The sequence below is a fragment of the Kosakonia quasisacchari genome (assembly GCF_004331415.1).
Taxonomy (GTDB): domain Bacteria; phylum Pseudomonadota; class Gammaproteobacteria; order Enterobacterales; family Enterobacteriaceae; genus Kosakonia; species Kosakonia quasisacchari.
The window spans coordinates 1-25,896 of the sequence record NZ_SJOP01000020.1 but is presented as its reverse complement, the minus strand read 5'-3'; the positions used below and the strand labels follow the sequence as shown (position 1 = coordinate 25,896).

Below are 25,896 nucleotides of genomic sequence, written 5' to 3'. Positions count from 1 at the left end.
TAGCCATAAGGAAAAGACAATGAAACTGTTTTACAAGCCGGGTGCCTGCTCTCTCGCCTCACACATTGCTCTGCGTGAGACCGGAAAAGAGGTGAATCTTGTCAGCGTTGATCTGATGAAAAAGCGCCTGGAAAACGGCGATGATTTCTTCGCCATTAACCCGAAAGGGCAAATTCCGGCACTGCAACTCGATGACAACACCCTAGTAACCGAAGGCGTGGCGATTATGCAATACGTCGCTGACAGCGCGCCTGAGAGCCAGCTACTGGCACCTGTGGGTACCTTGCCGCGTTACAAGACGCTGGAATGGCTGAACTTTATCGCAACCGAGTTGCATAAAGGCTTCACCCCGCTGTTCCGCCCGGATACACCGGAAGAGTACAAGCCGACCGTACGCGCCATGCTTGAGAAAAAAATGCACTACGTGAATGAATCTCTGAGCAATAACGCGTGGATCAGCGGCGCGAACTTTACCATTGCCGACGGTTATTTGTTTACGGTGTTGCGCTGGGCACGCGCAGTGAAATTGAATATGGAAGGTCTGTCGAATATTGACGCGTATATGGCGCGCGTTTCCGCTCGCCCTGCGGTGGCGGCTGCAATGGCGGCAGAAGGTATTCAGTAAAACATGATTGCCCACGAACGCATTGTTCAGCGGGCATGAATAAAGGCGGGCTCCCGCCTTTTTTACAGCAATGTCGCGCTAAAAATGTGCTCAGGCTGCGCAATGTTGTCCTGCGCCGCGACCACCTGCAATTCATACTCCTGCAGATTTTTGGTCGTCAGCATAATTTCATACACCGCCGCCGTTACATGTTCCAGCGCTTCACGCACGCTCGCACCCTGCAACAATTTCACCAGTAACAACCCGCTGGTCACATCGCCCACACCGACAGGCTGACGTACGCCAAAATCCACCAGCGGACGGCTAATGTGCCAGGCTTCATTGGGTGTCACCAGCAACATTTCAAAGCGATCGGCGCTCAAACCCGCGCGCGCCAGGTGTTTGACCAGCACAATTTGCGGCCCCTGCGCAATCAGCTCGCGCGCCGCAACCACCGCTTCTTCCACCGTGTTGACCGCATGCTCGCAGAGGATCTCCAGCTCAATCAAATTTGGCGCAATGATATCGCTGGCAGGTAAGGCGTGGCGGACATGAAACTCGGCAACCCCTGGCGCAACGATACAGCCTTTCTCCGGGTGCCCCATGACCGGATCGCAGAAATATTTCGCCTGCGGGTTGGCTGCTTTCACCTGACGGACGATGCCCAGAATATGCTCTCCCTGCTCTGCCGAACCCAGATAACCGCTCAGCACCGCGTCACAGCGTTTCAGTTGGTCAATCGCCGCAATGCCCTGCACAATTTCGGTCAGATGGGCTGGCGGCATTACGCTGCCGGTCCATTTGCCATACTGGGTATGGTTAGAAAACTGCACCGTGTTCAGCGGCCAGACGTTAGCGCCCAGGCGGCGCATGGGAAACTCGGCGGCACTGTTCCCCGCATGACCAAAGACCACATGCGATTGAATGGCGAGGATATTCTTCATTGTTGGTAGCCTTGCAAGAATGGAGCAACAAAGAGAAGGGAGTGATTTCTCACTCCCTTCGGCAGGTCTGTTTTTATTTCCAGCAGATCAAGCAGTAGTTTTTCTTACCGCGGCGCAGCAGCGTGTAGCGACCAAACAGGCGATCGCCGTCAGTAAAGAAATACTCCGGATCGGATTGTTTTTCGCCGTTGATGGTGACGGCGTTAGACGCGATGGTTTTACGCGACTGGCCACGGGACGGCTGCAGCTCAGAATCAACCAGCGCCTGCATCAGATCGGCACCTTTTTCCATCTCAACCATCGGTACGCCATCCTGCGCCAACTGCTCGAAATCGGCTTCGCTCAGGTCGCTCAATGTACCGTTGAACAGGCTCTCGGTGATACGTTTAGCGGCGATTAAGCCCTCTTCGCCATGTACCAGACGTGTCACCTGCTCAGCCAGCACATATTGCGCGCGCGGCGCTTTACCGCTGTTTTTGTCTTCTTCTTCCAGCGCGTTAATTTCCGCGATATCCATAAAGGTGAAGAACTTCAGGAAGCGATAAACGTCCGCATCAGCGGTGTTGATCCAAAACTGGTAGAACTTATACGGGCTGGTTTTCTTCGGATCCAGCCACACCGCGCCACCTTCGGTTTTACCAAATTTGGTGCCATCGGCTTTAGTGATCAGCGGAACCGTCAGGCCAAAGACCTGGTTTTGGTGCAGGCGGCGAGTCAGATCGATACCCGACGTGATGTTGCCCCACTGGTCCGAACCGCCAATTTGCAGCACCACGTCGTGCAGTTCGTTCAGACAGGCAAAGTCGTAACCTTGCAGCAGGTTGTAGGAAAACTCGGTGAACGAGATACCGACATCGTCACGGTTCAGACGCTGCTTGACCGCTTCTTTGTTAATCATCTGGTTAACAGAGAAGTGTTTGCCGATATCGCGCAGGAAGGTCAGCACGTTCATGCTACCAAACCAGTCATAGTTGTTCGCAGCGATAGCGGAGTTATCGCCACAGTCGAAATCAAGGAACGGTGCAACCTGTTTGCGGATTTTATCTACCCACTCCTGCACGGTGTCTTCGGTATTCAGTTTACGCTCGGTGGCTTTAAAGCTCGGGTCGCCAATCAGACCCGTGGCGCCACCTACCAGCGCCACGGGCTTGTGGCCAGCCTGCTGGAAGCGTTTCAGGCATAACAATGGAACCAGATGCCCCAAATGCAAGCTGTCAGCGGTGGGATCGAAGCCGCAATAGAGCGCGATCGGGCCCTGCGCCAGTCGCTCTGCTAACGCTTCCTCATCCGTCACCTGGGCCACGAGGCCCCGCTCTTGCAATTGTTTAATCAAGTTACTGCTAGCCATCAAAATCTCCATGTATAAAACGGACTGCACCTTTGCCGGTACACGACTTTTCGCCAGATGCGAAAGGATACTTCATGGGGGGCAGATAGGATAAAGCGCCGGAACACGGAGTGCCAGCGCTTATAGCAACATTTTTCAGGGATTACGGCGCGAGGCGGTCAATTTTCCACGCAGCGTTCTCGCGCTGGTATAAAAAACGGTCATGCAGGCGATTGGCACCGCCTTGCCAGAACTCCATCTGGTCGATACTGACGCGGTAGCCACCCCAGAAACTGGGTAACGGGATTTCGCCCTGCTGGAATTTTTGCTTAAGTTCAAGGAACTTGCTTTCCAGAATACCGCGCGCGGAGATGCGGCTCGATTGTTTTGATACCCAGGCGCCGATTTGGCTGTCACGCGGGCGGCTGTGGAAATACTTCACCACTTCCAGGGTTGAAAGCCGTTCCGCTTTGCCGGTGACCATCACCTGGCGCTCCAGCATATGCCATGGGAACAGCAGACTCACTGCGGGGTTGTGTTCAATATGGTGTGCCTTACGGCTGCCAAGGTTGGTATAGAACACCAGCCCTTTTTCATCATAGTGTTTGAGCAACACAATACGCTGGTAAGGTTGACCGCTTTCATCCACTGTTGCGACAACCATAGCGGTAGGATCGGCAAGCTGGGCTTCACAGGCTTGCCCCAGCCAGCGTTCAAACAATGCCAACGGTTCGGCGGGAAGGTCACCGCGACGCAGACCACCTTTGGTGTATTCACGGCGTAGATGCGCGATTTGCTGCAATTGATCGTTATCAGACATGGCGTTAGCGAAAGTAATCATCAGGTGGGGCTATTATGCGCCCCCCTGTAAAAATCTCAACGCTGTGGAATAAGCTGGCAATTATTCAACACGATGCGATCGCGTTTGTAGACGGTGGCACTCTCACCCTTCGACCAGAAAACGTAGACGCCATCGGTGTAGCGCGAGCCAGAGGCTGAAAGCCCTTGCTGTAAGGTCAGCAATTTATCATCCCAGACAAAACTCGCCTGCTGACGGGTGTTATTCATTTTTACGGTGAGCGGTTTTTCCTCACACTGGTAAACCAGCGTATCGGTATGCATGCGTTCTACAAACTGGTTGTAATAGCTGCATCCGGCAAGCAGTGCGGGCAGGCAGACGATAAGTATTTTTTTCATAGAGTATTCCCGGGACGGTCCTGGTCACGGAGGGCGAAACGCCCTCCCTAAGCCTGGTCAGTCTAGCCCGGTGCAACTAAAGTGAAATGCGGTTAACTCTGATTCTGCCGCGGGTTAGCAGGGAAAATCGCGCCGAGCACCGACGCCGCAGAAGCGCCAGTGACGGATGGCAGATTGCCCGGCAGCCCGGCCAGAGTTCGCCACGCAAGCCAGGCGAACGCCAGCGCTTCCATGTCGTCGCCGCTGATACCGGCTTCATCGGTGGTAGTGACTTCTGTACCTGGCAGCAGCCCCGCCAGACGCGCCATAACCAACGGATTGCGACACCCACCGCCGCAGACCAGCAAGCGTTCACAACCGCCACTGAGCAGCACCTGCTCGGATATCGTCACTGCCGTTAATTCAGCCAGCGTCGCCTGCACATCGCTGGCGCTTAAACCCGGAAAGTGCGAAAGATGGCGTTCTAGCCAGCTGTAATTGAAATATTCACGGCCGGTGCTTTTCGGTGCGGGCGTGGCAAAGTAGGCATCACTTAGCATGTTTTGCAGTAGCGGCAGCACCACTTTGCCTTCGCTCGCCCACTGCGCATCTTTGTCGTAGGGTTTGCCTTTTTGCCGCCAAATCCACGCGTCCATGAGCATGTTGCCCGGCCCGGTGTCGTAACCTCTGACTGGCTGGCCGGGGATCAGAAGCGATAAATTGGCGATGCCACCAATGTTGAGCACCATGCGCCGTTCTACCGGGTGCGCCAGCAGTGCATGGTGAAAGGCAGGCACCAGCGGCGCGCCCTGCCCGCCAAGCGCGATATCACGGCGGCGAAAGTCACCGACCACCGTCACCCCCGTACGCGCCGCGATTTGGTTATTATCACCAATCTGCAGAGTATGCGGCGCAATGCCTGTCGGCTCATGCCAGACGGTTTGCCCGTGACAGCCAATTGCGACGATATCTTCCGGGCGGAGTTGCTCTCGGTCCATTAACGCCAGCACCGCGTCGGCAAACAATTTGCCCAGTTGGGTATCCAGCCGCCCCAGTTGCGAAAGCGTGAGTTGCTGACCCTGACAAATCCCGAGAATCGCCTCTTTTAACGGCAACGGAATGGGAAACGTCAGACTCGCTTGCTGCGCGACCATGGTTTCATCGATTGCCGCCAGCACCACATCAACCCCATCCAGACTTGTTCCAGACATCACCCCAATGTAGCGACCCGATTTCATACGCCTTCCTTTAATGCGTGACAGAAGAGCACCACTCCACCATAAAGCGGGGGTTAACGCCATCGGCTGCAAACACTTTTTAACAATCGGCTGGATTTCCGTTAAGTGAAATTGCGCCGGGCTGCGCTTATAATCGCTTCGTTTAAATCTGGTTAAACTCGCTTTGATTATTATTTTCACCGGGATTTGGCAGAAGAGATGACCTGGTGTTGCTAAAATGCCATATAATTTAACCATGTTGGATGCCCACAAGGGCGTTTCATGGTGAACAGGAGATTCATAAATGATGTTACGTGCACTGGCAGTTTCGCTGATTGGTTTTTCTTTGGCTGGCTGCGTGAATAACGACACGCTTTCCGGTGATGTTTACTCTGCATCCGAAGCTAAACAGGTGCAGAATGTCACTTACGGCACCATTGTTAACGTCCGTCCGGTACAGATTCAGGGCGGCGACGATAACAATGTCATCGGCGCGCTTGGCGGTGCAGTGCTGGGTGGTTTCCTTGGCAATACCGTTGGTGGCGGTACGGGCCGTTCTCTGGCCACCGCAGCAGGCGCAGTAGCCGGTGGCGTTGCAGGGCAATCCGTCCAGGGTTCACTGAATAAAACGCAAGGCGTTGAGCTGGAAATTCGTAAAGATGATGGCAACACCATTATGGTCGTACAGAAACAGGGCAACACCCGTTTCTCCGCAGGCCAGCGCGTCGTGATGGCAAGCAACGGTCGTCAGATTACCGTTTCCCCGCGTTAATTCCCGCATCGGGTGGTCACGCCAGTGGCCGCCCTTTCTTATTGCCGATACTGAATGTTGATGTAAAAAAGCCTTGCGAATGCAAGGCTTTGCTGGTCAATCTCGCGACTGAAGCTCATTGATGTTTTGTTCCAGCCGGCCAATCATTTTAATCAACAGATCGAGTTCTTCCGCAGAGATCCCGGAAAGTATTTCCCCCCGAGTTTTACGAATAACCGTCTCCATCTCTTCAATGATTGGGTCCGCTTTTTCTGTCAATTTGATCCGCTTTGCCCGGCGATCGTTGGCGCAGGTCTGGCGAGAAATAAGGCCTTTCTCTTCCAGTTGATCCAGCGTACGCACCAGCGAAGGCTGCTCAATGCCAATCGCTTTTGCCAGTTGAATTTGCGACTGTTCGGGCGGCAGCTGATGAATATTATGCAGCGTTACCCAGTGAGTCTGCGTTAATTCCAGAGGTTTTAGGCGATGGTCAATCAAAGCGCGCCAGACGCGCACTAAGCGTGCCAGATCAGAACCTAATGGCGATTCCAATTTCATCTCCTTATAATTAGCTTGCTAAGTTATTATACTCATTTTAGAATAGTTTGCAGTATTTATATTGGTAAAACAAATGTATTGCGGTTCTCGCCGGGGCTTACGTTGAGATTCCACCTGCCTTAGCAACACGCAGTGATTGGCACTTATCTAATGATAATCACCAATCTGGCGATCCGTTAGGTTGCACAGGACACAAAGTGTGAAGTTGAACTCAAGTTTCCCGAACTTACCCCTGCAAGACCTGATTTTTGGCGCATCGGTCTATTTCCCTCCCGTATTTAAAGTGGTCATGCTGGGCTTTCTGTTCTGGCTTATCGCTCACCGCCTGTTGCGCGGGTGGATTTATGCGGGTGCTATCTGGCACCCCATCCTGATGGATCTCTCCTTGTTTGTTATTGCGCTGAGCCTCGCCCTCGGCTTGCTAATGGTGTGGTAATTATGCGCCTGAAATCCCTGAAATATTTCTCCACTCTATTGGTGCTGGCAGTGGCGATTGTCGCGGCCTGGTGGATGTGGAACTTTTATATGCAATCCCCCTGGACGCGTGACGGTAAAATCCGCGCTGAGCAAGTCAGTATTACGCCGCAAGTCTCAGGCAGCATTACCAAATTGACGGTAAAAGATAACCAGTTTGTTAAGGCAGGTGATCTGCTATTTCGTCTCGACGATACGCCTTACCACATTGCTGAACTAAACGCCGAGGCCCAACTGGCTCGTACGCAAACCGATCTGGCGAAAGCGAATAACGAAGCCACTCGCCGTCGCCATCTTTCACAAAACTACATCTCCGCAGAAGATCTCGATACTGCCAATATTAGTGTTAAAGCCGCTCAGGCAAGTGTTGCGGCGGCGCAGGCGCAACTTGCACAGGCACAATGGCAATTGGCACAAACTCAGGTTAGGGCACCGGTGGACGGCTGGATCACGAACCTTTCCACCCGCACCGGGAATTACGCCACCGCCGGGCAACCAGTTTTCGCGCTGGTAGACAGCCATTCTTTTTATGTGATGGGTTACTTCGAAGAGACCAAATTGCGTCATATCCATGAAGGGGCAACAGCGAAGATTGTGCTTTATAGTGGAGACATTACGTTACAGGGTCACGTCTCAAGTATTGGTCGCGCTATCTATGATCAAAGTATCGAAACTGACAGCGGTTTGGTTGCCGATATCAAACCGAACGTGCCGTGGGTACGGCTGGCGCAGCGTGTGCCGGTACGTATTCAGTTTGATAATCTGCCCGCCGGGCTGACGCTGATTTCCGGTACCACTTGCACCGTGGCGATTGGCGGTCAGTAATGAAATTGCCTGTCTGGCTCTGGCAAAATCTGCCATGGGTGAAAGCCTCTACCGGGCAGTGGCGCTATGCGCTGCGCAACGGCGTCGCTATGTGTCTGGCACTCACAGTGGCTTATTATCTCAATCTCGATGAACCATACTGGGCCATGACATCCGCCGCCGTCGTCAGCTTCCCCACTGTCGGCGGCGTGATCAGTAAAAGCCTCGGCCGTATTGCCGGGAGCCTGCTTGGGGCCAGCGCGGCGCTGATCATTGCCGGGCAGACACTCAACGATCCGTGGCTGTTTCTGTTTGCTATGGCTGCCTGGATTGGCTTTTGTACCTGGGCTTGCGCGCAGTTCACCAATAATGTCGCTTATGCCTTTCAACTGGCAGGTTATACCGCTGCGATTATCGCTTTCGCAATGGTCGATGTGACCGATATTACCGAGCTGTGGGACATTGCTCAGGCACGCGTATGCGAAGTGATTCTGGGAATTTTGTGCGGCGGCATGATGATGATCATCCTGCCCGGCAACGCGGACGGTACAACCCTGCTGTCGGCATTGAAAAGAATGCATGCGCGGTTGCTGGAACATGCAAGCCTCCTGTGGCAACCAGAAACCACAGACGCAATCCGTACCGCACATGAGAGCGTTATCGGCCAGATCCTCACGACCAATTTACTGCGAATTCAGGCGTTCTGGAGCCATTACCGTTTCCGGCGGCAAAACAGTTTGCTTACCTGGTTACTGCACCAGCAGTTGCGCATGACCAGTGTGATCTCAAGCCTGCGCAGAATGCTACTGAACTGGCCCGACGCCCCGGAAAATGTGCGCCCGGTTCTCGAACAATTGCTTGCCGCGCTTGCTCACCCGCGCACGGATGCGCTTACCGTCGCGCGTATTATTGCCCCGCTCGCGCCCGGAATAAGCGGCGATTATCGGCACCACGCATTCTGGCAGCGGTTACGCTACTTTTGCTGTTTATACCTCACCAGTAGCCGCTGGCTGGCACGCGTGGAGAATGCTTCGCCGGTCAGCAGCTATACGCCGCCGAGAAGCCCGGGGTTGATGCGTTATACGGATAATGCCGAAGCGCTGTGGAGCGGCATTCGCACTTTTTGCGCACTGAGTCTGGTCGGCGCATGGAGCATCAATACGCAGTGGGAATCGGGTTCGGCGGCGCTGACGCTGGCGGCTATCAGCTGTGTGCTCTACTCCGTCTCGCCCGCGCCGTTTAACTCCCTGACGCTACTGCTGCGCACCTTGATATTGCTGTCGCTGTTCAGCTTTATAGTGAAATTCGGCCTGATGGTGCAAATCAGCGAGCTGGCGGTGTTTCTGCTGTTTTTGTTCCCGCTGTTAACCACCCTACAATTGTTGAAACTGCAAATGCCAAAACTGGCCGGGTTGTGGGGGCAATTGATTGTTTTTATGGGCTCATTTATCGCAGTGACCAATCCACCGGTTTATGACTTTGCTGATTTCTTAAATGACAATCTGGCGAAGATCTTAGGCGTTGCGCTGGCGTGGCTTGCTTTCGCCGTGTTACGCCCCGGTTCGGATGCCCGCAAAAGCCGGCGCCATATTCGCACGCTGCGCCGCAGTTTTGTTGATCAACTCAGCCGCCTGCCGCAACTGAGTGAGCATGAGTTTGAGTCAGTCGTCTACCATCACATTAGCCAGTTAAGTCATAGCCAGGACGCACAAGCTCGGCGCTGGCTGCTGCGCTGGGGCGTTGTGTTGTTGAATTGCTCACATGTTGTCTGGCAGCTACGCAGTTGGGAAATCCGTTCGGATCCTCTCGCCAAAGTCCGCGAGTTATGCATTGTTTTATTGCGGGATGTGATGAGTGAGCGTGGCGTCCAGCAACGAACGCTTTCTGCCACGCTGGCAGAGCTACAGCGGATTAGCGCGGTGCTGGGTAAACATCACCAGCCTGCCGCGAGAGAACTGGCTTCGGTTGTCTGGCGCTTATATTGCGCGCTCTCGCAACTGGAGCAAGCCCCGGCCGCCGGGACGCTTACTTGATCACGCCACAAGCGTAACGTGCACCGCCACCGCCGAGCGGTTTCGGTTGATCGGACATATTATCGCCGCCGACGTGCACCATCAGCGCTTTACCTTTCACGTCCGAGAGTTTTTTCAGACGCGGCGCCACCACCGGGTCGGTCGCTTTTCCGTCGTTGTTGACGACCAGCACTGGCAGGTCGCCTAAATGTCCTGCGCCCTCTGGCCCTTCATGCTTGCCGGTGTGTTGCGGATCGAGATGCCCTCCTGCCGCTTCAGCCGCAGAGGCTTTCCCCTCTTTAATAGCAGGCTGGCAACTGCCTTTGGCATGGACGTGAAAACCATGCTCGCCGGGCGGCAGGGCTTTCAGGTCTGGCGCAAATTCCAGCCCTTTATCGGTTTCGCTGATTTTTACACTACCAACAGACTGCCCAACGCCTTGCGCAGTGACCAGGTTCATTTCCACTTCTTCACTGGCGGCTTGCGCCCCGGCGCAAACAACGAGCGCCAGCACAGCCAGACTAAAACGCTTCATATGACCTCCTTTGGTCTGTTTTGCCCTGTAAGTTTAAACCAGGATGGCAGACTTCACCGGGAGGTCATTTGCCTGCATTATGGAACGTCGTAACCAAGTGCCGCTTTGCGAATACGGAACCACTGCTGGCGCGTCATCTGTAGGTTCAATGCTCCCAGCGCTGAACGTACGCGCTCAATTTTACCCGAGCCAATAATCGGCAGTGGCGCAGACGGCAGACGCATCACCCAGGCATAGACCACCTGTTCGATGGTTTCAGCATTCAATTCCAGCGCAACGCGTGCCAGTTCATCACGCAGCGGCTGGAACGCCGCATCGTTAAACAGACGCCCGCCGCCGAGACATGACCATGCCATCGGGCGAATACGCAACTGTTGCAGTTGATCCAGCGTGCCATCCAGCAGTAGGGGCTGGTGTACTGGCGAGATCTCGACCTGGTTGGTCGCCAGCGTAAACGGCAGGCGTGACTGCAACAGTGAGAACTGAGCCGGTGTGAAGTTAGAAACGCCAAAATGGTGTACTTTTCCGCTCTGATGCAAATGCAGAAAAGCTTCCGCCACCTCATCGGCGTCCATCAACGGATCGGGACGGTGGATCAGTAATAAATCAAGATGATCGGTGGCAAGATTCACCAGCGACTGCTCGGCACTGCGAATGATGTGGTCGCACTCAGTAATGTAATGACCCAGCGCATGTTCCGGTTTTGCGGTGGTGGCAATCCCGCATTTGCTGACAATCTCCATGCGGGCACGCAGATGTGGAGCGAGTTTCAGCGCCTCGCCAAATGCGGCTTCACACTGATAACCGCCATAGATATCCGCGTGATCAACCGTGGTAACACCAAGATCAAGATGAGATTCGATAAAGCTAACCAGCTGTTGCGGGGACATGTTCCAGTCCATTAAACGCCAGTAGCCCATCACAAAACGGGAGAATTCCGGGCCTTGCGGCGCGAGGGCAATACGTTGAACCATAATGATTTCCTCGAAGGTAATTTGCCTTCGAGTATACGCATTTTCGCTATTAAAACAGTGAAGGTTGCTGAGGTTCTTCCGCAGAAGACGCTTTGTTTGCGCGCATTTTGCGCTGCAAGCGCTGGCGGCACAAGCGCAGCACCTCCTGCTTTTGTGTATCGGTCATTTTTTGCCAGTTAAAACGTTCATCGCGGCTACGCATGCAGCCACGACAAAAGCCACGCTCATCCGACTGGCAAATACCGCGGCACGGGCTCTGGACGGGGAAAAACTCCAGTTGTTCTGGCACAGTTGTCTCCGTTAAAACAGGCAGTTCCTTTTATTGAAGACTGCCTGTCGGCAACGTGCAAGGTGAAAAGCGCATTGTTTGCCACTTGCACCAGACCGATCGGTCTAGTAGAGTGGCGCGATGAGCAGAAATACCGAACACGACACGCGCGAACATTTACTGGCGACCGGCGAGCAGCTTTGCATGCATCGCGGGTTTACCGGTATGGGCCTGAGCGAATTGCTGAAAACGGCGGAAGTGCCAAAAGGATCTTTTTACCACTATTTTCGCTCCAAAGAGGCATTCGGCGTGGCGTTACTTGAGCGTCACTACGCAGGTTATCACCAGCGACTGGCGACCCATTTTGCCAGCGGACCGGGAAATTACCGCGACAGGCTGCTGGCGTATTATCAGGAGACGCTCCGGCAGTTTAGCCAACAGGGAATTATTAGCGGCTGCCTGACAGTGAAACTGTCGGCTGAAGTGTGCGATCTGTCGGAAGATATGCGTTCAGCAATGGACAAAGGCGCGCGCGGCGTTATCGCCCTGCTCGCGGATGCGCTGGAAAGCGGGCGTAACGATCGAAGCTTAACGTTTCAGGGCGAACCACTAACGCAGGCGCAAGTATTGTATTCCTTGTGGTTAGGCGCCAATTTGCAGGCCAAAATTTCGCGAAGTGCCCTGCCGCTGGAAAGCGCGCTGGCACACGCAAAGAACATCATCGCAAAGCCTGTCTGATAGCAGGCATTTTTATTTCACTTTTTACTAGTCGACCGGTCTATTCAGGAGTTGTTATGTCCAGTAAATTATTTACGCCGCTGAAAGTGGGCGCAGTTACCGTTCCAAACCGCGTTTTTATGGCGCCGTTGACGCGACTGCGCAGCATCGAACCGGGTGATATTCCCACGCCGTTGATGGCGGAATATTATCGTCAACGCGCCAGCTCGGGCCTGATTATCAGCGAAGCCACGCAAATCTCCGCCCAGGCGAAAGGCTATGCCGGCGCACCGGGTCTGCACAGCGCGGAGCAAATCGCGGCATGGCAGAAAATCACCGATGCGGTTCATCGCGAAAACGGCCGTATTGCCGTACAACTGTGGCACACCGGTCGTATCTCACACAGCAGTCTGCAACCGGGCGGAGCAGCGCCGGTCGCACCGTCGGCCATCAACGCAGGCACTCGCACCTCTCTGCGTGATGCCAACGGCAACGCCACGCGTGAAGACACATCCACGCCGCGCGCGCTGGAAATCGACGAAATCCCGGGTATTGTTAATGACTTCCGCCAGGCTGTAGCCAATGCGCGCGATGCCGGGTTTGACCTGGTTGAGCTGCACTCGGCTCATGGCTATCTGTTGCACCAGTTCCTTTCACCGTCCGCCAACCAGCGTACCGATCAGTACGGCGGCAGCGTGGAAAATCGCGCGCGCCTGGTACTGGAAGTGGTCGACGCGGTGAGCAAAGAGTGGGATGCAGAGCGCATTGGTATTCGCGTGTCCCCTATCGGCTCTTTCCAGAACATGGATAACGGCCCGAACGAGGAAGCCGATGCGTTGTATCTGATTGAAGAACTGGGCAAGCGTGGCATTGCTTACCTGCATATGTCAGAGCCGGACTGGGCAGGTGGCGAACCGTACACCGACGCTTTCCGTGAAAAAGTACGCGCACGTTTCCACGGCCCGATCATTGGCGCTGGTGCCTATACTCCGGAAAAAGCAGAAGAGTTGATCGAGAAAGGTTTGATTGATGCGGTAGCCTTTGGCCGCGCCTATATCGCCAACCCGGATCTGGTGAAACGTCTGCAACTGAAAGCGGAACTGAACCCACAGCGCCCAGAAAGCTTCTATGGCGGCGGCGCGGAAGGTTACACCGACTATCCTTCTCTGTGATCCTCTGATTGTTGATTGATAGCGGCGGGCCTGCGCCGCTATACTAAAACTGTGTTTCTATTCGGAACGTTAACACATTCATACAAGAGGATATTATGCGCTTACTTCACACCATGCTGCGCGTCGGCAACCTACAACGCTCCATCGAATTTTATACTAACGTGCTGGGCATGAAGCTGCTGCGTACCAGTGAAAACCCGGAATATAAATATTCGCTGGCTTTCGTTGGCTACGGCCCGGAAAGCGAAGAAGCGGTGATTGAACTGACCTACAACTGGGGCGTGGAAAGCTACGATCTGGGCAATGCTTATGGTCATATCGCGCTGAGCGTGGAAAACGCGGCACAAGCTTGCGAAGCTATCCGCAACAACGGTGGTAATGTCACGCGTGAAGCGGGTCCGGTAAAAGGTGGAACCACGGTTATCGCCTTTGTTGAAGATCCGGACGGTTACAAAATCGAGCTAATCGAAGAGAAAGACGCCGGTAACGGCCTGGGTAACTGATCCCCACCGGGCGCGGTTTGCGCCCGCTGTTTTACATCCCTTCGTAAAATTTGCCATAATGCGCTGCCATTTTCCCGTATCAAGAGATCCTGATGTCCGATAACGCTCAACTGACTGGTCTGTGCGACCGTTTTCGCGGTTTTTACCCTGTGGTAATTGATGTTGAAACCGCCGGGTTTAACGCGAAAACCGACGCGCTGCTGGAAGTCGCCGCCATTACGCTGAAAATGGATGAGCAAGGCTGGCTTATGCCCGACAGCACGCTGCATTTCCACGTTGAGCCTTTCGAAGGCGCGAATCTGCAACCCGAAGCGCTGGCCTTTAACGGCATTGATCCGAACAACCCGCTGCGTGGCGCGGTGAGTGAACATGACGCGCTGCATGCCATTTTTAAAATGGTGCGTAAAGGCATTAAAGATCAGGGCTGTAATCGCGCAATCATGGTGGCGCATAACGCAACTTTCGATCACAGTTTTATGATGGCCGCTGCGGAACGCGCTTCGCTAAAACGCAACCCGTTCCACCCGTTTGTGACTTTCGATACTGCGTCCTTAAGCGGGCTGGCGCTCGGGCAGACAGTGCTGTCGAAAGCGTGTGCCACCGCTGGTATTGCGTTTGATGCCTCTCAGGCGCACTCCGCGCTGTATGATACCGAGCAAACCGCCCTGCTATTTTGTGAAATCGTCAACCGCTGGAAGCGTCTCGGCGGCTGGCCGCTGCCCATAGCGGATGAAAATCAGGCATAAAAAAAGCGACCGTCAGGTCGCTTTTTTATTAGCAGAAATTATTCTGCGCTCGGCTCGTCTTTATGCTTTGCCGCCGCTTCTTTGATAAGCGTCTGCAGTTCACCGCGCTGATACATTTCGATGACGATATCGCAGCCGCCGACCAGTTCACCTTCAACCCACAGCTGCGGGAAGGTTGGCCAGTTAGCGTATTTCGGCAGTTCTGCACGAATATCCGGGTTTTGCAGAATGTCTACATAGGCAAAACGTTCACCGCATGCAGAAAGCGCTTGCACCGCCTGGGCGGAGAAACCGCAGCTTGGTAGCTTCGGAGAGCCTTTCATATACAGCAGAATCGGGTTTTCAGCGATCTGGCGCTGGATTTTTTCAAGTGTTGTGCTCATTGTCTTGCTTCCTTCAACTTCTTCTACGGCAGATGTTCGCCATTGTAACGGTTCAGAGGGGCATCGGAAAATAACATTTTGTTCACCGTTCATGATTTTATCGTCTGTCAGTAAAAGTTGCCTTAGGAATATGACTTAACTCAACTCGCCGTCCCGCTTGCTGCCTAACTCTTGAGCACATAGAAACGTTTTGCTGCTTTTTTTTGCGCTTGTTAACGAAACCCAGCTATAGATGCAAAAACAGTATTAACTTTTGGGCTTTTTATGGATTAAAATCGACGAGTTTTAAAAAACCATTCGCAGGCATATTAAATGCTTGCCCTAACAGGGGATTGCTCAGTGGCGCGGATACCAAAAGCTTCAATCACGCTCTGTGCTTTGTTGTTCACCACGCTTTCTTTCACGCCATTGGCGAATGCCTCTGAACAGGCACGAGCGTCGGCCGTGCAAAAAGCGCATCTGGCGAAAGCATCCGAACGTAAGAAAAAAAATACATCACAAAAGACATCAAAGAAAAACAGTCGCAGTCCGGCAGAAAAAACTACCAGCAAAAAAACAACGGAGAGCAAAAAAACTCCGGCAAACAAAAAAGTTTCCACCAGCAAAAAAGCCAGCAAAATCACCTCGCGTCGTAATGCATCCAGCCCGTTGAAAACCACCGCCGTCACCTGGACTGAAAAATGTACGCCGCGCAAAGGCCACAAACCGCACTGTGTGAAAGTCAAAAGCACTAACGCCATCGCCGATGTGCATAAAGTTCGTATTCAAAAAGCACAAAAAACTGCTATGTCCAAGCTGATGAATCAGATTGGCAAGCCTTATCACTGGGGCGGCACCTCGCCGACCACCGGTTTCGATTGCAGTGGCCTGGTCTATTACGCGTATAAGGATCTGGTGAAGTTCCGTATTCCGCGTACCGCCAATGAAATGTATCACCTGCGCGATGCTTCGCCGGTGAATGTGGCGGAGCTCGAGAGCGGCGATCTGGTGTTTTTCCGCACCCAGGGCCGTGGTACAGCCGATCACGTAGGCGTGTATGTTGGCAATGGTAAATTCATTCAGTCTCCGCGTAGCGGCCAGGATATCCAGGTTACGTCGCTGAGTGAAGATTACTGGCAACGTCATTATGTTGGCGCGCGTCGCGTCGTGACGCCGAAAACCATTCGCTAATCCCTCACCTGCCGCACCTGCGGCAGGTAACTCCCTCTTTTGTCTGACCTTTCGATTTGCTACCCTAACCCGCACACCCAATAGGGCTATTGGGTGTCATTAAAATAATGAAAGGAGAATAGCAATGTCGTTTGAATTACCTGCATTACCGTATGCAAAAGACGCCCTGGCGCCGCATATCTCAGCCGAAACGCTGGAATACCACTATGGCAAACATCATCAAACGTATGTCACCAATCTCAACAATTTGATCAAAGGCAGCACTTTCGAAGGCAAAACGCTGGAAGAGATCGTAAAAAGCAGCGAAGGCGGCGTATTCAATAACGCCGCCCAAGTCTGGAATCATACTTTCTACTGGAACTGCCTGGCGCCGAATGCCGGTGGCGAACCAACTGGCGAGCTGGCGGCGGCTATCGCCAAATCCTTCGGCAGCTTTGCCGAATTCAAAGCGCAATTCACCGATGCCGCAGTGAAAAACTTCGGTGCGGGCTGGACGTGGCTGGTGAAAAAAGCGGATGGCGCATTGGCCATCGTTTCAACGTCTAATGCGGGCACCCCGCTGACTAGCGATGCAACCCCGCTGTTAACCGTCGATGTGTGGGAACATGCGTACTACATCGATTACCGTAATGCGCGTCCGAACTACCTCGAACATTTCTGGGCGCTGGTAAACTGGTCATTCGTTGCCAAAAATTTCGCTGCATAAACGTGGCATAAAGCAAAGGAGGGGCAAGCCCCTCCTTTTTTGCATTTCTGCTATTTATTCTGCTGCAGCATAAGCACGTTCTGGCTGTGAGCGGCCAGAGAACAGCACCACCAGCAGGCCCAGCCCGGCAATAATCGCCCCCATAACCGGGACGAAATCATAACCCAGCCCACCGGAAATCACTGCCCCACCGGCTGCCGCGCCCAGCGCGTTACCGAGGTTAAAGGCACCGATATTGACCGATGATGAAAGCCCAGGTGCTTCGTGTGCAACTCGCATTACGCGCATCTGCAACGGCGGAACCACCGCAAACGTCGCCGCGCCCCACACCACCATGCTGATGGCCGCGCCCACTTCGCTGCGCGCCAGGAACGGGATCGCCAGCATGATGGCAATCAGCAGGATTAAAAAGCCTTTCAGCGTGCCGGTGACCGAGCGATCCGCCAGTTTACCGCCGAGATAGTTACCAATGGAGAAGCCAACGCCAATCAACACCAGCATCGCCGTCACAAAAATGGAAGTGGCATCGGTAATGGTGTGCAGCACCGGCGCAATATAGGTATACAGCGTGAACATGGCGCCTGCGCCGAGCACAGTCGTCAGCAGCGCAGACAACACTTGTGGGCGTACCAGCACCGAAAGCTCTTTACGTACATCCGGGCGCTCACCTGCCCCACCTTTCGGCAGCGAAAAGAACAGGCTCGCCATGGCAATCACACCCAGCCCGGCGGTGGCCATAAACGACATGCGCCAGCCAATGGTTTCACCCAGCCATGTTGCGGCAGGTACACCGCCAATGTTAGCAATGGTCAGTCCCATGAACATGGTCGCCACCGCGCTAGCCTGCTTCTCTTTCGCGACAACGCTTGCTGCCACCACCGAGCCAAGACCAAAGAAAGCACCATGGTTCAGGCTGGTGACGATACGCGCCAGCATTAATGTGGTGTAATCCGGTGCAATCGCCGATAGCACGTTACCGAGCGTAAAAATCGCCATCAAAAAGATCAGCGCGTTGCGTCTGCCACGGTGCGACAGCAGCAGCGTCATCAACGGCGCACCGACCATCACACCGATAGCATAAGCGCTAATCAGCATCCCCGCCGCCGGAATAGAGACGTCAACACCGCGGGCAATAACCGGCAGTAATCCCATCGGGGAAAACTCGGTGGTACCAATGCCGAAGGCGCCAATCGCCAGGGCAAGCAAAGGGAAATTAATTTTCATCTGTCACTCCAAAAAAGACATGCCGACTTGCGACCCTGTCGCTGAAGTCAAAAGTATGACAGCAATCACAAAAAACAGAAGTTAGCAGAATGACAAAAGATTATTGCAGAAGTGATAACAATAGCGGGGGGAAGAAAAACGAGGGAGAAGGCTCTCCCTCGCGATAGATCAATGCAGTGCAGCAGTCAGGCCGCCGAAAACAATCAGGCTCAGAACGATGACGGTAGTAACTAAAGAATACTTCAGATCGGTGCTCATCAATTTTCCCCTTTTTAATTTCCCCACAAAAAGTGAGATAACGCATTTTTGCACAAATTATCTTAAAAATCTTGCGGGAATTCGCAGGAGAAACGTTTTAATACTTCCCCTTTTGCTCAAGATCAGACAAAATTCGACGCTAAATTTATTAGCGTACCGGCCATTGACTCCCCTCCTGACGTCCCGTGTCGTTTTCCCGGCGTACCGCACCCCCTTTGATGGGTATAGGGTGATTAAAGGCAAACGTTTACCTAAAGTATTATCAGGAGCTTATGATATGGTCTGGAGTGATATCTGATGGCAACGATTAAAGACGTAGCGAAACGAGCAAACGTTTCAACTACAACCGTATCACATGTAATCAACAAAACCCGTTTCGTCGCCGAAGAGACACGCAACGCCGTGTGGGCGGCAATTAAAGAGTTGCACTATTCCCCCAGCGCCGTCGCTCGCAGCCTGAAAGTCAATCACACAAAATCGATCGGCTTGCTGGCAACCAGCAGCGAAGCGGCCTATTTTGCCGAAATTATCGAAGCCATAGAGAAAAAGTGCTTCCAGAAGGGTTACACCTTAATCCTCGGCAATGCCTGGAATAGCCTGGAAAAACAGGGCGCTTATCTGTCGATGATGGCGCAAAAGCGCGTCGATGGTTTACTGGTGATGTGTTCCGAATACCCGGAATCACTATTGAGCATGCTGGAAGAGTACCGCCATATTCCCATGGTGGTGATGGACTGGGGCGAATCGAAGGCCGACTTTACTGATTCCGTTATTGATAACGCCTTTGAAGGCGGGTACATGGCCGGGCGTTATCTTATCGATCGTGGACATCGCGATATTGGCGTGATCCCCGGGCCTCTGGAGCGTAACACGGGTGCTGGCCGCCTGGCAGGCTTTATGAAAGCGATGGAAGAAGCCCTTATTACTGTGCCGGAAAACTGGATAGTACAGGGTGATTTCGAGCCGGAATCCGGCTATCGCGCAATGCAGCAAATCCTTGGTCAAACGCATCGCCCTACCGCAGTCTTTTGCGGCGGCGACATTATGGCGATGGGCGCGCTTTGCGCTGCCGATGAAATGGGTTTACGCGTACCGCAGGATATTTCCCTGATCGGTTATGACAATGTTCGCAACTCACGCTTTTTTACCCCGGCCTTGACCACGATTCACCAGCCGAAAGATTCGCTGGGGGAAACGGCGTTTACCATGCTGCTTGATCGCATCGTCAACAAGCGCGAAGAGTCACAGTCTATTGAAGTGCACCCGCGCCTGGTTGAGCGCCGCTCCGTGGCCGATGGCCCGTTCCGCGACTACCGCCGCTAACCGCTTCTGACGGAGCCGTTAATTCGGCTCCCGTAACCACTCGTCATTCAGCGTTTCACTATCCCCCAGATATTCCAGCAGCCAGTTTAACGCTGGGGAAGCCTCATTTTGTTGCCACGTCAGACAGCACGCCGCATCCGGGAAGGGATTTTCCAGGGTCAGCGCAACCCAGTCGCCACTGTCGAGGCGCGGGCGGGCAAAGTGTGCCGGTACCATTCCCACGCATAACCCTGCAGATAAGCAAGCCTCTGATGATGCCCAATCAGGGACAATCACGCGTTTCTGATTATCCAGCAGCCAGGTAATACGTTTCGGCAACGAACGGGACGTATCTTCCTGGATAAGTGAAGGCCAGTTGCGCAAGGTGTCGTCGCTAAGCGGGCCCGCCATCGACGCCAACGGATGGCGGCTGGAAACCACACATTTCCAGCTCAGCATTCCCATATCACGAAACGCATAACGTCCACCGACGGGGATTGCTTGCGTTGCACCAATCGCCAGTTCAACCCGCCCATCAGCAAGCGCATCCCAGACTCCGTTAAAGACTTCCTGATAGACCTGCAACTCAACATCACTGAAATGGCGATAGAAATCGACGATCAATTGCCGGGTGCGTTCAGGTTTTACAATGTTGTCGACGGCAATCGCCAGTTGCCCGCGCCAACCATTGGCGATTTGCTGGCACTGCTGACGAGTGACCTGCATTTTTTTGATAACAGCTCGCCCTTCTTTCAAAAACCAGACCCCGGCAGGCGTGAGTTCTACATCCCGATGACGGCGCTCAAACAGCGGAACAGCAAGCCACTCTTCAAGCTGCCGCACGGTATAGCTCACCGCAGAAGGTACACGATGTAACTCCTGCGCCGCACCGCTAAAACTGCCATTACGCGCTACAGCATCAACCACTTCCAGCGAATATTCTGACCACATAATCTGCCTGCAAAAATTTTGAAACCACTACGCAAATATTAGCGTTTCACAAGCGCTAATGCACTCCTTACACTCGACAGCCCTGATTACCTGCAATAAAGAGAAACCCTAATGCAACCTGGCAACGGATTTTTAGTCTGGCTCGCGGGATTAAGCGTGCTCGGCTTTTTAGCCACTGATATGTACCTCCCCGCCTTCAGCGCGATACAGCAAGATTTACACACATCGTCTGCGGTGGTTAGCGCAACTTTAAGCCTGTTTCTGGCGGGCTTTGCCATTGCGCAATTGGTATGGGGGCCGCTATCAGATCGCTATGGTCGCAAGCCGGTTTTACTGGCCGGGCTGGCGATTTTTGCGCTGGGCTGTCTTGGAACATTATGGGTACGCGATGCAACCTTGTTACTGGTGCTGCGTTTTGTGCAAGCCGTGGGGGTCTGCGCCGCCACGGTAAGCTGGCAGGCGCTGGTGACGGATAACTACCCTGCGCATCGCGTCAATCGCATCTTCGCCACCATTATGCCGCTCGTGGGTTTGACGCCAGCGCTGGCACCGTTGCTGGGCGCCTGGATCCTTGCGCATTTCAACTGGCAGGCCATTTTCGCCACCTTACTGGCGATTACGTTAATTCTGATGATCCCGGCATGGCGACTGAAATCACCGGCGAAGAAAATTGAACACCACGAACAACCGCTGACATTTATGGACCTGCTGTGCGCTCGGGACTACCGCGGAAACGTAATTATCTATGCCGCCTGCTCTGCCAGCTTCTTCGCCTGGCTGACCGGCTCGCCGTTTATTCTGCATGAAATGGGTTATGGCCCATCGGTTATTGGCCTCAGTTATGTACCGCAAACCATCGCCTTTTTGGTGGGCGGTTACGGTTGCCGTGCCGCGTTGCAGAAATGGCAGGGTTCTCGTTTGCTACCGTGGCTGCTGGGAGCTTTCGCGTTAAGTGTCCTCGCCACCTGGGCCGTCGGTTTTATGCCGGATGTTTCGCTGACCGCGCTGCTCATCCCCTTCTGCTTTATGGCAATGGCGAACGGCGCGATTTACCCTATCGTGGTCGCGCAGGCTCTGCGCCCTTTCCCGCAGGCAACCGGCCGCGCGGCCGCATTGCAGAATACGCTACAGCTGGGTTTATGTTTCCTGGCAAGTCTGGTCGTCTCATGGCTAATCGCAACGCCACTGCTCACCACCACCAGTGTTATGGTGTCAATGGTGTTACTGGCCGCGTTGGGCTATCGGCTACAGCGCCGTACTCAGGATGAACTGGCGGATAAAAAGGTTGTGGCTCCCTCATCGCATTGATAATTGCGCAAGCGACTATCAATAACACAGTGATTAGCTTGCTACCTGCTTTTTATTGAATCACCCGATATTGAAGCCTATACTCATTTTCGGCTGTTTCATAAATACGATAAATATTATGCATTAACGGGTACCGGATTGTACCCGTTTACCCATGGAAGGCCTTTCGGCAAGGGTTCTCTCCCTTCCTCTGTTCTACGTCGGATATCAGCCTCACGGTGAAAACCGTGAGATTTCTCACAAGCCCGAAAAAGCGTCTACGCTGTTTGAAGGTTCTGATCACTGCGAGTGATGGAGAAGTTATGAGTTCATCGTGTATAGAAGAAGTTAGCGTACGGGATGACAATTGGTTCCGTATAGCAAACGAACTGCTGGGTCGCGCAGGTATCCGCATCAACGGTCCCGCAGCGTCAGATATTCAGGTGAAAAACCCTGATTTTTTCAAACGTGTTTTACAAGAAGGTTCGCTCGGACTCGGCGAAAGTTATATGGACGGCTGGTGGGATTGCGCCCGCCTGGACATATTCTTTACCAAAGTCCTGCGCGCCGGGCTGGAAAACCAACTTCCACACCATCTCAAAGACACACTCCGCATTGCCGGAGCAAGATTATTTAATCTGCAAAGTAAAAAAAGGGCCTGGATTGTGGGCAAAGAACATTACGATCTCGGTAATGATCTGTTTACCCGCATGCTGGATCCGCAGATGCAATACTCTTGCGCCTACTGGAAAGACGCTGAAACGCTGGATGACGCACAACGGGCAAAATTGCGGCTTATTGGTGACAAGCTGCAATTGAAACCCGGTATGCGCGTGCTGGATATTGGCTGTGGATGGGGTGGACTGGCGCAGTTTATGGCGCAAAATTACGGCGTCAGCGTGGTGGGTGTGACAATTTCTGCAGAGCAGCAAAAACTGGCGCAGAAACGTTGCGAAGGGCTGGATGTCGATATTCGCTTGCAGGATTATCGCGACCTTGACGAGCAATTTGACCGCATTGTCTCCGTTGGTATGTTTGAACATGTCGGGCCAAAAAACTACGCGACCTACTTCCGCGTCGTCGATCGTAACCTGAAACCCGATGGCATTTTTTTACTGCACACCATCGGCTCAAAACGTACCGATCACAGTGTTGATCCGTGGATCAACCGCTACATTTTCCCGAATGGCTGCCTGCCTTCTGTGCGACAGATTGCGGATGCCAGCGAATCACATTTTGTGATGGAAGACTGGCACAATTTCGGCGCGGATTATGACCGTACGTTGATGGCGTGGCATGAGCGTTTTCTTAATAGTTGGCCGGAAATCGCCGACAACTACTCGGAACGCTTTAAACGGATGTTCAGCTATTATCTCAATGCCTGTGCAGGGGCGTTTCGTGCGCGCGATATTCAGCTCTGGCAGGTGGTTTTTAGCCGGGGTATTGAACACGGATTACGCGTAGCGCGTTAAAAAAATAAACCCCGGCATGCCGGGGTTTATTTTTACTCTTCGCTGGCTGCTGCGACGATCGCCGCTTCTTTCGAGGCCAGTACGCGCTCCACGGTGTCGACAACTGCCTGCGTTTGCGGGTCGATTTCGATATTCACGCGATGCCCCAGTTTTTTCGCGCCAAGTGTCGTGCGCTGCAACGTTTCCGGGATCAAATGCACACAGAACCGGCTACTGGTGACTTCACCTACCGTCAGACTTATCCCGTCAATGCCAATAAATCCTTTGTACAAAATATATTTCATCAGCGCTGGATCCTGCACTTTGAACCAGATCTGGCGGTTATTTTCCGAGGTGAGAATTTTAACTATTTCGGCAGTGGTCATGATATGACCTGACATTAAATGACCGCCAATTTCATCACTGAATTTTGCTGCGCGCTCAACGTTTACCGTGTCGCCCACATTCAGATCGCCGAGGTTGGTGATACGCAGCGTCTCTTTCATCAGATCGAAACTAATATGGCTGCCATTAATCGCCGTCACTGTCAGGCAGCAACCATTATTGGCAATGGAAGCGCCAGTCTCAATACCATCCAGCATCGTCTCAGGCAGCTCAACAACGTGAGTGCGGAAATTGGGTTTATCATCAATTGCCACCAGTTTCGCCGTGCCTTGTACAATACCCGTAAACATGCTTACCACTCCTGTTCCATTCATACGGCCATTACCGTGTTCTTTACGCACAATAACAGGTGAAATTTACCCTTGCCAGTTTCAATCGCCCTGCCGCCCTTTTTCCCGCCGCTCTGGCGAGAAGGTAAGCGTAGCGCCGCGTGCTAAAAGATAACTTTGCTTTATGACTGGCATGGCAAAAACAGGCTTAAGCAGGTAATATTTGTACACATGTCGCACTCATCGCTGTGCGGCATCCTTTTTAGCACAAGGAAAAACTCCTTCCTGATTAGTCGTTCCATTCTTTCTTATAACAACAAGATAAAGGTGTTCTACGTGCAGAAGTATGTGAGAGAAGCGGGTCAATTACTGGCGCTCGCCGTGCCGGTTATTTTCGCGCAGGTCGCCCAGACAGCCATGGGTTTCGTTGATACGGTCATGGCCGGCGGCTACAGCGCCACGGATATGGCGGCGGTGGCAATCGGGACGTCCATCTGGTTTCCCGCTATTCTGTTTGGTCACGGCCTGCTGCTGGCGATGACGCCAGTGATTGCCCAGTTAAATGGTTCTGGACGTCGCGACAGAATTGCCCATCAGGTTGGCCAGGGATTCTGGCTGGCGGGCGTAGTCGCGGTGTTGATCATGATTGTGCTGTGGAATGCCGGTCATATTATTTACGCCATGCATAATATCGACCCACAACTGGCAGATAAAGCCGTGCGTTTTTTGCGCGCGTTAATGTGGGGCGCGCCGGGCTATCTCTTTTTCCAGGTGATGCGTAATCAGTGCGAAGGCCTCGCCCGCACGATCCCGGGCATGTTGATGGGGTTTGTCGGCCTGCTGGTGAATATCCCGGTGAACTACATCTTTATTTACGGCCATTTCGGTATGCCAGAACTCGGCGGTGTGGGCTGCGGTGTGGCAACGGCATCCGTGTATTGGGTGATGTTTATCTGCATGCGCCTGTACGTCAAACGCGCCCGCGCGATGCGTGATATTCAAGAGATGCAACGTTTTGCCAAACCTGATTTCGCGGTGTTAAAACGTCTAACTCAGCTCGGGCTGCCCATTGCACTGGCGCTTTTTTTCGAGGTGACACTGTTTGCCGTGGTGGCACTGCTCGTTTCGCCACTGGGTATTGTCGATGTCGCCGGACATCAAATCGCGCTTAATTTCAGTTCGCTAATGTTTGTTCTGCCGATGTCGCTGGCGGCGGCAGTCACTATTCGCGTCGGTTTTCGCCTTGGGCAAGGCTCAACGCTGGAGGCGAAAACATCGGCGCGCACAGGGTTAATCGTCGGTGTTTGCATGGCGGCGCTGACGGCAATTTTTACCGCATTAATGCGCGAACATATTGCCCTGCTCTACAACGAGAATCCGGAGGTAGTGGCGCTGGCATCACACTTGATGTTGCTGGCGGCGATTTACCAAATTTCCGATTCCATTCAGGTGATTGGCAGCGGCATCCTGCGTGGTTATAAAGATACGCGCTCGATCTTTTTTATCACTTTTATTGCCTATTGGGTGCTGGGTTTACCAGTAGGTTACACGCTGGCGTTAACGGATCTCGTGGTCGACAGAATGGGGCCAGCGGGCTTCTGGATGGGCTTTATTATTGGCCTGACCTCGGCGGCGATAATGATGATGCTGCGGATGCGTTTCCTGCAACGCCAGCCTTCGGCGACCATATTGCAGCGTGCTGCACGCT

29 protein-coding genes are annotated in these 25,896 nt (G+C 53.3%); 15 read left to right on the top strand and 14 right to left on the bottom strand.

Going from position 1 to position 25,896, the window contains the following annotated elements; translation table 11 throughout:
* Positions 1–19: 19 nt before the first annotated feature.
* Positions 20–625, top strand: coding sequence for a glutathione transferase GstA (gstA, locus tag E0L21_RS19150; protein ID WP_131412269.1), 606 nt, complete (start codon positions 20–22; stop codon positions 623–625).
* A 62-nt stretch (positions 626–687) separates the two neighbouring features.
* Here the strand turns inward: gstA and pdxY are convergent, their stop codons facing one another.
* The 5 genes from pdxY to anmK all read right to left on the bottom strand — a co-directional run bounded on the left by pdxY (position 688) and on the right by anmK (position 5,289).
* Complete coding sequence (gene pdxY / locus E0L21_RS19145) at positions 688–1,548, bottom strand: pyridoxal kinase PdxY (RefSeq protein WP_131412268.1); 861 nt, start codon at positions 1,546–1,548, stop codon at positions 688–690.
* A 73-nt stretch (positions 1,549–1,621) separates the two neighbouring features.
* Positions 1,622–2,896 carry a tyrosine--tRNA ligase gene (gene tyrS, locus E0L21_RS19140; RefSeq protein ID WP_131412265.1) on the bottom strand — a complete coding sequence of 425 codons (1,275 nt, stop codon included), beginning with the start codon at positions 2,894–2,896 and terminating at the stop codon, positions 1,622–1,624.
* A gap of 142 nt (positions 2,897–3,038) precedes the next feature.
* A complete protein-coding gene (gene pdxH / locus E0L21_RS19135) occupies positions 3,039–3,695 on the bottom strand; it encodes a pyridoxamine 5'-phosphate oxidase (protein WP_131412381.1) in 657 nt (218 codons plus the stop codon).
* A gap of 56 nt (positions 3,696–3,751) precedes the next feature.
* Positions 3,752–4,072, bottom strand: a complete 321-nt coding sequence (gene mliC, locus E0L21_RS19130) for a C-type lysozyme inhibitor (protein ID WP_131412263.1) — start codon at positions 4,070–4,072, stop codon at positions 3,752–3,754.
* A gap of 92 nt (positions 4,073–4,164) precedes the next feature.
* A complete protein-coding gene (gene anmK, locus E0L21_RS19125; RefSeq protein WP_131412261.1) occupies positions 4,165–5,289 on the bottom strand; it encodes an anhydro-N-acetylmuramic acid kinase in 1,125 nt (374 codons plus the stop codon).
* A gap of 283 nt (positions 5,290–5,572) precedes the next feature.
* Here anmK and slyB point away from each other — a divergent pair, with 283 nt between their 5' ends.
* A complete protein-coding gene (gene slyB / locus E0L21_RS19120) occupies positions 5,573–6,040 on the top strand; it encodes an outer membrane lipoprotein SlyB (RefSeq protein ID WP_131412259.1) in 468 nt (155 codons plus the stop codon).
* 96 nt (positions 6,041–6,136) lie between these two features.
* Here the strand turns inward: slyB and slyA are convergent, their stop codons facing one another.
* Positions 6,137–6,577: a transcriptional regulator SlyA gene (slyA, locus tag E0L21_RS19115; protein ID WP_131412257.1), complete on the bottom strand. Its 441-nt coding sequence runs from the start codon at positions 6,575–6,577 to the stop codon at positions 6,137–6,139.
* A gap of 199 nt (positions 6,578–6,776) precedes the next feature.
* On the opposite strand from slyA, the gene E0L21_RS19110 reads away from it, so the two are divergent.
* The 3 genes from E0L21_RS19110 to E0L21_RS19100 are packed head-to-tail and all read left to right on the top strand — an operon-like array spanning position 6,777 to position 9,888.
* Positions 6,777–7,013, top strand: coding sequence for a DUF1656 domain-containing protein (locus E0L21_RS19110; protein ID WP_131412255.1), 237 nt, complete (start codon positions 6,777–6,779; stop codon positions 7,011–7,013).
* 2 nt (positions 7,014–7,015) lie between these two features.
* Positions 7,016–7,876 (top strand): efflux RND transporter periplasmic adaptor subunit, encoded by an 861-nt coding sequence (locus E0L21_RS19105; protein ID WP_131412253.1) that lies wholly within the window; start codon positions 7,016–7,018, stop codon positions 7,874–7,876.
* Entirely contained in the window at positions 7,876–9,888 is a 2,013-nt protein-coding gene (locus E0L21_RS19100; RefSeq protein WP_131412251.1) for an FUSC family protein, read from the top strand. The genes E0L21_RS19105 and E0L21_RS19100 overlap by 1 nt, the downstream gene beginning before the upstream one ends.
* On the opposite strand, the gene sodC is transcribed toward E0L21_RS19100, so the two are convergent.
* From sodC to E0L21_RS19085, 3 genes are all read right to left on the bottom strand, one after another.
* On the bottom strand, positions 9,881–10,402 hold the full coding sequence (gene sodC, locus E0L21_RS19095) for a superoxide dismutase [Cu-Zn] SodC (RefSeq protein WP_131412250.1): 522 nt from the start codon (positions 10,400–10,402) through the stop codon (positions 9,881–9,883). The two genes, E0L21_RS19100 and sodC, sit on opposite strands and share 8 nt — an antisense overlap.
* A gap of 77 nt (positions 10,403–10,479) precedes the next feature.
* Positions 10,480–11,376: an aldo/keto reductase gene (locus E0L21_RS19090; RefSeq protein ID WP_131412248.1), complete on the bottom strand. Its 897-nt coding sequence runs from the start codon at positions 11,374–11,376 to the stop codon at positions 10,480–10,482.
* Between the two features lie 49 nt (positions 11,377–11,425).
* On the bottom strand, positions 11,426–11,665 hold the full coding sequence (locus E0L21_RS19085) for a DUF1289 domain-containing protein (RefSeq protein WP_065368634.1): 240 nt from the start codon (positions 11,663–11,665) through the stop codon (positions 11,426–11,428).
* Positions 11,666–11,785: 120 nt separating this feature from the next.
* On the opposite strand from E0L21_RS19085, the gene E0L21_RS19080 reads away from it, so the two are divergent.
* The 4 genes from E0L21_RS19080 (at position 11,786) to rnt (ending at position 14,782) form a co-directional block, all read left to right on the top strand.
* Positions 11,786–12,382: a TetR/AcrR family transcriptional regulator gene (locus tag E0L21_RS19080; protein ID WP_131412246.1), complete on the top strand. Its 597-nt coding sequence runs from the start codon at positions 11,786–11,788 to the stop codon at positions 12,380–12,382.
* 56 nt (positions 12,383–12,438) lie between these two features.
* Entirely contained in the window at positions 12,439–13,533 is a 1,095-nt protein-coding gene (gene nemA / locus E0L21_RS19075) for an alkene reductase (RefSeq protein WP_131412244.1), read from the top strand.
* Positions 13,534–13,628: 95 nt separating this feature from the next.
* Positions 13,629–14,036 carry a lactoylglutathione lyase gene (gene gloA / locus E0L21_RS19070; RefSeq protein ID WP_131412242.1) on the top strand — a complete coding sequence of 136 codons (408 nt, stop codon included), beginning with the start codon at positions 13,629–13,631 and terminating at the stop codon, positions 14,034–14,036.
* Positions 14,037–14,128: 92 nt separating this feature from the next.
* A complete protein-coding gene (gene rnt / locus E0L21_RS19065; RefSeq protein ID WP_131412240.1) occupies positions 14,129–14,782 on the top strand; it encodes a ribonuclease T in 654 nt (217 codons plus the stop codon).
* Positions 14,783–14,820: 38 nt separating this feature from the next.
* Here the strand turns inward: rnt and E0L21_RS19060 are convergent, their stop codons facing one another.
* The gene (locus E0L21_RS19060; protein WP_016496295.1) at positions 14,821–15,165 is read right to left on the bottom strand and encodes a Grx4 family monothiol glutaredoxin; all 345 of its coding nucleotides are present in this window, start codon (positions 15,163–15,165) and stop codon (positions 14,821–14,823) included.
* A gap of 339 nt (positions 15,166–15,504) precedes the next feature.
* On the opposite strand from E0L21_RS19060, the gene E0L21_RS19055 reads away from it, so the two are divergent.
* Entirely contained in the window at positions 15,505–16,335 is an 831-nt protein-coding gene (locus tag E0L21_RS19055; RefSeq protein ID WP_131412379.1) for a C40 family peptidase, read from the top strand.
* A gap of 124 nt (positions 16,336–16,459) precedes the next feature.
* Positions 16,460–17,041: a superoxide dismutase [Fe] gene (sodB, locus tag E0L21_RS19050; protein ID WP_131412238.1), complete on the top strand. Its 582-nt coding sequence runs from the start codon at positions 16,460–16,462 to the stop codon at positions 17,039–17,041.
* Between the two features lie 54 nt (positions 17,042–17,095).
* Here the strand turns inward: sodB and E0L21_RS19045 are convergent, their stop codons facing one another.
* Both E0L21_RS19045 and cydH read right to left on the bottom strand, forming a co-directional pair.
* Positions 17,096–18,265 carry an MFS transporter gene (locus E0L21_RS19045; protein ID WP_131412236.1) on the bottom strand — a complete coding sequence of 390 codons (1,170 nt, stop codon included), beginning with the start codon at positions 18,263–18,265 and terminating at the stop codon, positions 17,096–17,098.
* Positions 18,266–18,433: 168 nt separating this feature from the next.
* On the bottom strand, positions 18,434–18,523 hold the full coding sequence (gene cydH, locus E0L21_RS19040; protein WP_090137008.1) for a cytochrome bd-I oxidase subunit CydH: 90 nt from the start codon (positions 18,521–18,523) through the stop codon (positions 18,434–18,436).
* Between the two features lie 297 nt (positions 18,524–18,820).
* Here cydH and purR point away from each other — a divergent pair, with 297 nt between their 5' ends.
* Positions 18,821–19,846: an HTH-type transcriptional repressor PurR gene (gene purR / locus E0L21_RS19035; RefSeq protein WP_131412234.1), complete on the top strand. Its 1,026-nt coding sequence runs from the start codon at positions 18,821–18,823 to the stop codon at positions 19,844–19,846.
* An 18-nt stretch (positions 19,847–19,864) separates the two neighbouring features.
* Here purR and punR read toward each other — a convergent pair whose 3' ends face one another.
* On the bottom strand, positions 19,865–20,776 hold the full coding sequence (gene punR, locus E0L21_RS19030) for a DNA-binding transcriptional activator PunR (protein WP_131412232.1): 912 nt from the start codon (positions 20,774–20,776) through the stop codon (positions 19,865–19,867).
* A gap of 111 nt (positions 20,777–20,887) precedes the next feature.
* Here punR and punC point away from each other — a divergent pair, with 111 nt between their 5' ends.
* Positions 20,888–22,084, top strand: a complete 1,197-nt coding sequence (gene punC / locus E0L21_RS19025) for a purine nucleoside transporter PunC (protein WP_131412230.1) — start codon at positions 20,888–20,890, stop codon at positions 22,082–22,084.
* 302 nt (positions 22,085–22,386) lie between these two features.
* Complete coding sequence (cfa, locus tag E0L21_RS19020) at positions 22,387–23,535, top strand: cyclopropane fatty acyl phospholipid synthase (protein ID WP_131412228.1); 1,149 nt, start codon at positions 22,387–22,389, stop codon at positions 23,533–23,535.
* Positions 23,536–23,567: 32 nt separating this feature from the next.
* Here cfa and E0L21_RS19015 read toward each other — a convergent pair whose 3' ends face one another.
* Positions 23,568–24,209: a riboflavin synthase gene (locus E0L21_RS19015; protein ID WP_017456589.1), complete on the bottom strand. Its 642-nt coding sequence runs from the start codon at positions 24,207–24,209 to the stop codon at positions 23,568–23,570.
* 315 nt (positions 24,210–24,524) lie between these two features.
* Between E0L21_RS19015 and E0L21_RS19010 the strand changes: the two genes are divergently transcribed.
* A partial coding sequence (locus E0L21_RS19010; RefSeq protein ID WP_131412226.1) for an MATE family efflux transporter occupies positions 24,525–25,896 on the top strand: 1,372 nt, incomplete at its 3' end.

Excerpts from the sequence above, each read along its gene's own strand:
- E0L21_RS19015 (WP_017456589.1), bottom strand. The coding sequence starts at position 24,209 with ATGTTTACGGGTATTGTACAAGGCACGGCGAAACTGGTGGCAATTGAT.
- slyA (WP_131412257.1), bottom strand. The coding sequence starts at position 6,577 with ATGAAATTGGAATCGCCATTAGGTTCTGATCTGGCACGCTTAGTGCGC.
- E0L21_RS19080 (WP_131412246.1), top strand. The coding sequence starts at position 11,786 with ATGAGCAGAAATACCGAACACGACACGCGCGAACATTTACTGGCGACC.
- cfa (WP_131412228.1), top strand. The coding sequence starts at position 22,387 with ATGAGTTCATCGTGTATAGAAGAAGTTAGCGTACGGGATGACAATTGG.
- sodC (WP_131412250.1), bottom strand. The coding sequence starts at position 10,402 with ATGAAGCGTTTTAGTCTGGCTGTGCTGGCGCTCGTTGTTTGCGCCGGG.
- gloA (WP_131412242.1), top strand. The coding sequence starts at position 13,629 with ATGCGCTTACTTCACACCATGCTGCGCGTCGGCAACCTACAACGCTCC.
- E0L21_RS19100 (WP_131412251.1), top strand. The coding sequence starts at position 7,876 with ATGAAATTGCCTGTCTGGCTCTGGCAAAATCTGCCATGGGTGAAAGCC.
- pdxY (WP_131412268.1), bottom strand. The coding sequence starts at position 1,548 with ATGAAGAATATCCTCGCCATTCAATCGCATGTGGTCTTTGGTCATGCG.
- purR (WP_131412234.1), top strand. The coding sequence starts at position 18,821 with ATGGCAACGATTAAAGACGTAGCGAAACGAGCAAACGTTTCAACTACA.
- sodB (WP_131412238.1), top strand. The coding sequence starts at position 16,460 with ATGTCGTTTGAATTACCTGCATTACCGTATGCAAAAGACGCCCTGGCG.
- slyB (WP_131412259.1), top strand. The coding sequence starts at position 5,573 with ATGATGTTACGTGCACTGGCAGTTTCGCTGATTGGTTTTTCTTTGGCT.
- E0L21_RS19045 (WP_131412236.1), bottom strand. The coding sequence starts at position 18,265 with ATGAAAATTAATTTCCCTTTGCTTGCCCTGGCGATTGGCGCCTTCGGC.
- rnt (WP_131412240.1), top strand. The coding sequence starts at position 14,129 with ATGTCCGATAACGCTCAACTGACTGGTCTGTGCGACCGTTTTCGCGGT.
- E0L21_RS19090 (WP_131412248.1), bottom strand. The coding sequence starts at position 11,376 with ATGGTTCAACGTATTGCCCTCGCGCCGCAAGGCCCGGAATTCTCCCGT.
- punC (WP_131412230.1), top strand. The coding sequence starts at position 20,888 with ATGCAACCTGGCAACGGATTTTTAGTCTGGCTCGCGGGATTAAGCGTG.
- E0L21_RS19060 (WP_016496295.1), bottom strand. The coding sequence starts at position 15,165 with ATGAGCACAACACTTGAAAAAATCCAGCGCCAGATCGCTGAAAACCCG.
- nemA (WP_131412244.1), top strand. The coding sequence starts at position 12,439 with ATGTCCAGTAAATTATTTACGCCGCTGAAAGTGGGCGCAGTTACCGTT.
- anmK (WP_131412261.1), bottom strand. The coding sequence starts at position 5,289 with ATGAAATCGGGTCGCTACATTGGGGTGATGTCTGGAACAAGTCTGGAT.
- punR (WP_131412232.1), bottom strand. The coding sequence starts at position 20,776 with ATGTGGTCAGAATATTCGCTGGAAGTGGTTGATGCTGTAGCGCGTAAT.
- gstA (WP_131412269.1), top strand. The coding sequence starts at position 20 with ATGAAACTGTTTTACAAGCCGGGTGCCTGCTCTCTCGCCTCACACATT.
- tyrS (WP_131412265.1), bottom strand. The coding sequence starts at position 2,896 with ATGGCTAGCAGTAACTTGATTAAACAATTGCAAGAGCGGGGCCTCGTG.
- E0L21_RS19105 (WP_131412253.1), top strand. The coding sequence starts at position 7,016 with ATGCGCCTGAAATCCCTGAAATATTTCTCCACTCTATTGGTGCTGGCA.
- cydH (WP_090137008.1), bottom strand. The coding sequence starts at position 18,523 with ATGAGCACCGATCTGAAGTATTCTTTAGTTACTACCGTCATCGTTCTG.
- mliC (WP_131412263.1), bottom strand. The coding sequence starts at position 4,072 with ATGAAAAAAATACTTATCGTCTGCCTGCCCGCACTGCTTGCCGGATGC.
- pdxH (WP_131412381.1), bottom strand. The coding sequence starts at position 3,695 with ATGTCTGATAACGATCAATTGCAGCAAATCGCGCATCTACGCCGTGAA.